The following is a 5,801-nucleotide window of genomic DNA, read 5'->3' on the forward strand; positions in this document are numbered from 1 at the left end:
TCACGGAACTCCGCGTCGAACTTCCGCCTCTTGTCTGCCATGACTCCCAACTTCCCCTGCAGTCACGGTCTCTACGCTACGAGGGGAAGGTCAGGAGGCACCGGCACGTTCCCGTCGAAAGGCGGGTGGTGAACGCCTACCGGGACCACCTCGTCGAGCGCGACGGAGTCCAGCAGGCAGCGGGATGCGACTTCGTGTTCGTGAATCTGGCCTCACGGCATGCCGGTCTGCCCATGTCGTATTCGAATGCCAAGCAGGTCATCGAGCGGATTGGCAACCGTTGCGGCTTCCGGGCCCGGCCCCACATGATGCGGCACACGGCGGCGACCGCCTGGGTCCGTGCGGGAATCGACCCTGACGTGGTGCAGACTCTGCTCGGTCACGTCTCCGCGGCCAGCACGGCTGTTTACCTCCATGCCAGCGACGACGATCTGCGTGCGGCGGTCGATCTGGTGGCAGCCGGTGGAAACCGATGACCGTCGCGCACGACTACGCCGAGCTGCCCGCGAGCCAGGTCGCACGGACCGACTGGGCGGCCTGGCTCGCCGACCGGCTCGACCTCCAGTGGCGGACGGGTGAGTGGGATTCCGGCAGCCTGCTGTTCACCGCGGATCTGGACAACCCGCGGACCCGGGCCTTCGCCTGCCGCGTGGCGGCCTGCGACGCGCTGGTCGAATCGCCGGCGTCCCACTGCGAGGCATGTCGGGCCGTCAGCGCACGGCGCGGTCACCCGCCCGACTTCGATACGACCCACACGCCCTCCCTACCCGCCGTACGACAACCCAATGTGGGGGACGGCCTGCAACCGGGCCGCTCACAGTTCGCTCTCGGGGACCTCTCCGGAGCCCTGCGGGCGGAGATCCTCTACTGCCTTCAGCGCCGTGACGAGGAGGACCGCCCGGTCGTGCCCGCGATGATGCGCCGCATCGTCCGCAACCTCCCCCCAGGGCTCTCCTCGCTGCTCGACCTCGGCACGCCGCTGTCCATCACGCACCTTCCCAAGACCACATACAGCCTGGTCAACGACATGCAGGTCAGACTCCGCCGGGCCCGCGTTCAGTACGACGGCGTCGATCCGACGCTCGGAGACGTCTGGGACTGCGCGCTGGTGGGGTTGCTGTCCGCACCGAACCGCCGCTATCCCGCAGCCAGCGGGCACCTGGACTTCCGGCCGATCCGGCAAGAATGGCTGCGCGAGATCGTCAAGGAGTACGGGCGAGCCGTGCGGCCCACCGTGGCTGAGCTGAGGCGCACGGTCAACGTCACGGCGCTCGCCTCGAACGCGCTGGCGTCCAGGACCGCCGCCGAGAGGCCGCAGACGCTCGCCCTGGCCGACATGACCGTTGTTGTCGAGGCCATCGAGATCGCCCGTAATCCGAAGGACGGCAGCGCCTACTCCCAGGCCCAGCGCAAGGCGATGCTGGGCTGGTGGCGCCGACTCCTTCAGTACGCGCGCCTGGCCGGCCTGATGGACGACATACCCGGAGTCTTCGCGCTCAGCCCCGAACTGCACGGCATCGAGGCCGTCGACACGACCGAGGACGAGAGCGGCCGCGCGATCCCCGAGCACGTCATCGCCCAGCTCGACCGGTACGTGCCCCTGATGAGCGCGGACTCCACCTACAAGCACGCCGACTGGCAAGCCGGCGACTTCGCGGCCATGTACCAGGAGGTCTACCGGATCATCCGCGACACCGGGCGTCGTCCCGAGGAAGCCACCTCGCTCAAGCGCGATTGCCTGCGGTGGATCGACGGCAAGCCGTCCCTGATCTACGACAACCGAAAGCGCAGACGCTACGGCCGGCGCCTTCCGATCAGCCCGGAGACCGCCCGGCACATCCAGCAGTGGCAGAAGCACCGAGACAGCCTCCCGGAGATGCCGGGCTGTGAAGAGTGGCTCTTCCCCGCCCCCGGGGCCACCCGCAGATCCCGGGTCAGGTACCTGACCGCTCACTACTTCTCCGCCAGGGTTTTCCGCGAATGGGTCGACGGCATCCCCGAACTCCTCGACAACCGACTCGACGACAACGGCGACCAGGTCCCCTACCGCCGCTCGGAGATCATCGCCTACGGTCTTCGACACGCCTACGCACAGCGGCACGCCGATGCCGGAACCGCCATTGACGTGCTGTGCAAGCTCATGGACCACCGCTCACTCGACGTCACCATGGGGTACTACACCGTCTCCCAGGAGCGGCGTCGCAAGGCCGTCGAAACGGTGGCGGTACTTGCGGCCGACCGCCACGGGAACCCGAGAGGCTCCAACGACCCGCTCGCCTACGAGCTGCGATCCGTGGCGGTGCCGAACGGAGGATGCACCGAGCCCAGCAACGTCAAGGCCGGCGGCGGGCACTGCCGCATCCGCTTCCAGTGCGCCGGCTGCGACTTCTACGAGCCCGACCCCTCCTACCGTCCGGCGCTGGAGCAGACCATCGCCGATCTGCGAGCAGATCGGGAGGCAGCGACGGCCATGGGCGCCGCGGACTGGGTGCTGGCGAACTTCGAGCACCAGCTGGAGGCATACGCAAAGGTCTTGGCCGAGATGGACGAGCGCCTGGCCGGTCTGTCACCGCAGGAACGGGATGCGGTGGAGGCGGCATCGAAGGAGCTGCGGAAGGTCCGCGCCTCTCAGGCGTTCTTCCCCGGTGACACCCTGGACATCAGCCCCGTGACGGACCCGACGACCGTTGCGCGCGAAGCCCGCGTAGAGCGGCTTCGGCAGGCACGGACCGCCGACAGTAAGGCCAAGACCAAGCGGAGCCTCGACGCCGTCGCCGGCCTCGTCGCCGCAGGCGAGCGGATCACGGTCGCGCGCGTGGCCCGCAAGGCCGCCGTCTCCACCTGGTTCGTCTACAACAGCCCGGTTGTTCACCAGGCGGTGCAAGCTGCCGTCCAGGAACAGGCACGGCACGGCATTCCGGCCGCAGCCATTCTCCCGAAGCAACGGGTCAGCGAAGCCAGCCTGCAGACCGACCTCGCACTCGCCCGCGAAGAGATCAAGGGCCTGAGGACGGAACGGGACCGACTCCAGGAGCGGGTCAGGCTTGCCCTCGGCGCTGAGATCGACGACGTCCAGCGAACCGAACTTCTCTGCCGCATTCGGGACCTGGAGAGCCACAACGCGCTCCTGATCTCCGAAGTTGCCGAGGAGACCGCGCGAGCTGGAAGGCTCGAACGCCGCACGGTCGAGCTGGAAGACGAGGTCACCGCGGTCCGTAGAGCCCTCACACGATCCATTCGAGCGGTTCCAAGCTCGGCTCGATAGCCGCCGGAGCCCACATCCTTGGCGGTGCTTCTGGCCAGATTGCTGGCCAGAAGCACCGCCCGGCTACGAGTCCGGGGTCATGCTTCCGGCGGACTCACCCAAGGGGCAAGGCGTCCCCAGCCTCCAGATTCTCGCGCCAGTACCGGAAAACGGTTCCGTGGACGATGTCGAGCTGCCCGGCCGCGATCAAGCCGGAGGCAGGTTCAGGTCCTCCCGCATCGGCCTCGAAGGCGACCAGCACCTCAGGTGTTTCACCAACCTGCCGAGACACGATCCGGGCCTCCGCGGGTGTCGGCTCGCGGAACGTCGGATCGTGGAATGAAGCGGGACATATGATGAAGACCGGGTCGCTGAAGACCAGCTCCAGGCCGTGGTGGTACGACAGGTCGTGGCCGGCGCCCAGCCGCAGCCGACCGGCGTTCCAGCTGACAACGTCCCAGTCCCACCAGGGCCCATCTGGAAGGTGGATCACAAAGCTGCCCCCCAAATCGAACGAGCGGGCAGGCTACACGGGCGCCCACCCCGAATTGCCGGACGCTACCCGGCCTTGGCATTTCCGAGCTCGACTGCCAGTGCGGCCATCTCCCGCAAGCGCTCGTAGTACTCGATCGCGCCGCCCTCATCACCGATCAACGGAACGACCTTTTCAAGGGCCCCAAGGCACCCGAGGAGGATGCTGCGGCGCTTCTCATCAAGGGTTCCCGACAGTGACGAGGAGACACAGCCAGCGGTGTCCGCGTCCAACAGCACCATGTCTCGGCCCTCGATGTCCTGACCACGAAGGTGAGCCGGGAACCTCGCGCGCATGTGCTCCTCCCACAGTCGTGAGAGGAGGTCCAGTTCCGGTTCGTTCATGTCCGAGATCATGCACCAGGTGCCAATCAGTCCAGTCGTTTGAGGGTGTGCTGGAGCTCTCCGGCCTCCAGCAGCCCGACGATCACATCCACCATTCCCGCGATGCCCGGGGAACGGACGATCAGGCCGTCGGAGCATGAGAAGTACCTGCCACCCAGGGCCTCTCCGGTGCCGTCCCACCGATTCATCAGCCGGCCGACTTCGTCGACTGTCAGGATCGTCGCGCCCCACCGTGATCCGTCAGGGAGGAGGACTTCGGCATCGGTGCTGCAGACATCGTCGAGATCCTCGTGTGGATCCGGGAGGAAGCGGATCTCGAAGTCGTTGTTGCGGACCCGATAGAAGGGGCCGTGCCATCTTGCCTCGGCGTCGGGCAGGTCAAGATCACCGGCCACATCATCGGCGGTGGCGTAGTCGTCGGGTGCCTGTGGGTACAGGTCCAGCGCGATGTCGAGGCCGAGGTCTCCGGCCTCTCGAAGGAGCGCGGAGGGGAGAGCGCATCCGCCCTGGCCGCTCTCACTGCCGAAGCCGAGGAACAACTCCAGCTTGCAGTCGGCGGCCAGGCTCGCCAATTCGTCGTGCTTGCCGACCAGACGACGGAGGAGTTCGGCGACGTGCTCCTCTGGCCATCGGTCGTTGTCCAGGCCACTCTTGCGAATCCAGACGGCGGCCTCACGCCGACGGCTGAGTGGGTTCCGTGGACTTGAGAGGCTTCCCCGCTCGTACTCGTGATCAGGTGTAATGCCCAGCCGCACCGAGATCTCACTCGCGCGGATAGTCCTGCTCGTGATCCGCAGGGATCCAGCCGACCACTTCGAGCCCGGCATCGGCGACAGCTCTATCGGTTCGTCAGACACGGCGACACCATGACAGGTCACCGCGCACCTGGCCAGCAGGTTTCTCCAGATCTGCTATGCCTCACGTGCCTCAGACAGCGATCCTCAGCTACATTGCTGTCCTACCACTGGCTTTCCGTGAGTCTCCGGAACCAGCACTGCAGATAACCCTCGTGTCGCACTCGCCGTACTGCTTGATCCAGTGCGGGAACTTCTGCCGGGAGTAGCCGGCCATCGAGTGCGGGGTGTCGACAGTGAGGTCACCGAGCTCGGAACGGGCGACATCGGCGGGCGGCGGCTCCGGCAGCGCCCGGTGCTGGGCAAACGGAGACCGGGTGGCCGGGATGGCAGTGGTGGCGGAGGCAGGTGCGGCCGCGGGAAGGAGAACGGTGATGAGGCCAGCGAGGGCAGTGGTGGCGCGAAGCCACCCACGAGACGTGATCATGCGTCAAGGGATAGCGTCCTCTGTCTACCAACCTCGGAACGTCACCCGTGCGAGGGCGCGCCCACCACCACCGCTGACTCTCAGCTTGTCGTCGTCTAACGTCCGGCCAGCAGCGGGCGGCGGCAGGCCGAGGTCTGGCGACATGCAGGTGGTTCGGGAACCGGCCCTCGAAACCGCCCGTCCGCGGGTGTCGGTGACGGGTGGAATGCTGCTGGACATGGACCAGGAACTGCAGCGGGCCGGGTCTATGGAACCGACCACGACGATCCCAACCCCGGACCCCGGACCGGGCATGTCTACCACGAGCGGGTCTGTCCAGCGACTGGTGTATCTCGTGTTGTGTGAGTTACCGGCGGCCGACGGAGAGTCGGCCGTCGAAGGCGATGTCGAAGGCCTGGAG

6 protein-coding genes are annotated in these 5,801 nt (G+C 66.9%); 3 read left to right on the forward strand and 3 right to left on the reverse strand.

Going from position 1 to position 5,801, the window contains the following annotated elements; all coding sequences use genetic code 11:
- Positions 1-476: tyrosine-type recombinase/integrase (locus tag ACIBH3_RS35655; RefSeq protein WP_396316277.1), on the forward strand; the 476-nt coding region annotated here is incomplete at its 5' end.
- Positions 473-3,265, forward strand: a complete 2,793-nt coding sequence (locus ACIBH3_RS35660) for a DUF6262 family protein (RefSeq protein ID WP_396316278.1) — start codon at positions 473-475, stop codon at positions 3,263-3,265. The genes ACIBH3_RS35655 and ACIBH3_RS35660, both read left to right, overlap by 4 nt.
- A gap of 94 nt (positions 3,266-3,359) precedes the next feature.
- Here the strand turns inward: ACIBH3_RS35660 and ACIBH3_RS35665 are convergent, their stop codons facing one another.
- The 3 genes from ACIBH3_RS35665 to ACIBH3_RS35675 form a co-directional block, all read right to left on the reverse strand.
- Entirely contained in the window at positions 3,360-3,737 is a 378-nt protein-coding gene (locus ACIBH3_RS35665; protein WP_396316279.1) for a hypothetical protein, read from the reverse strand.
- A gap of 65 nt (positions 3,738-3,802) precedes the next feature.
- Positions 3,803-4,120, reverse strand: coding sequence for a hypothetical protein (locus tag ACIBH3_RS35670; RefSeq protein ID WP_396316280.1), 318 nt, complete (start codon positions 4,118-4,120; stop codon positions 3,803-3,805).
- Positions 4,121-4,146: 26 nt separating this feature from the next.
- A complete protein-coding gene (locus ACIBH3_RS35675) occupies positions 4,147-4,977 on the reverse strand; it encodes a DUF4279 domain-containing protein (RefSeq protein ID WP_396316281.1) in 831 nt (276 codons plus the stop codon).
- A 641-nt stretch (positions 4,978-5,618) separates the two neighbouring features.
- Between ACIBH3_RS35675 and ACIBH3_RS35680 the strand changes: the two genes are divergently transcribed.
- Positions 5,619-5,801 (forward strand): hypothetical protein (locus ACIBH3_RS35680; protein WP_396316282.1); only part of this gene is annotated, 183 nt, incomplete at its 3' end.

Source organism: Kitasatospora sp. NPDC050543, from assembly GCF_044457565.1.
Classification (GTDB): domain Bacteria; phylum Actinomycetota; class Actinomycetes; order Streptomycetales; family Streptomycetaceae; genus Kitasatospora.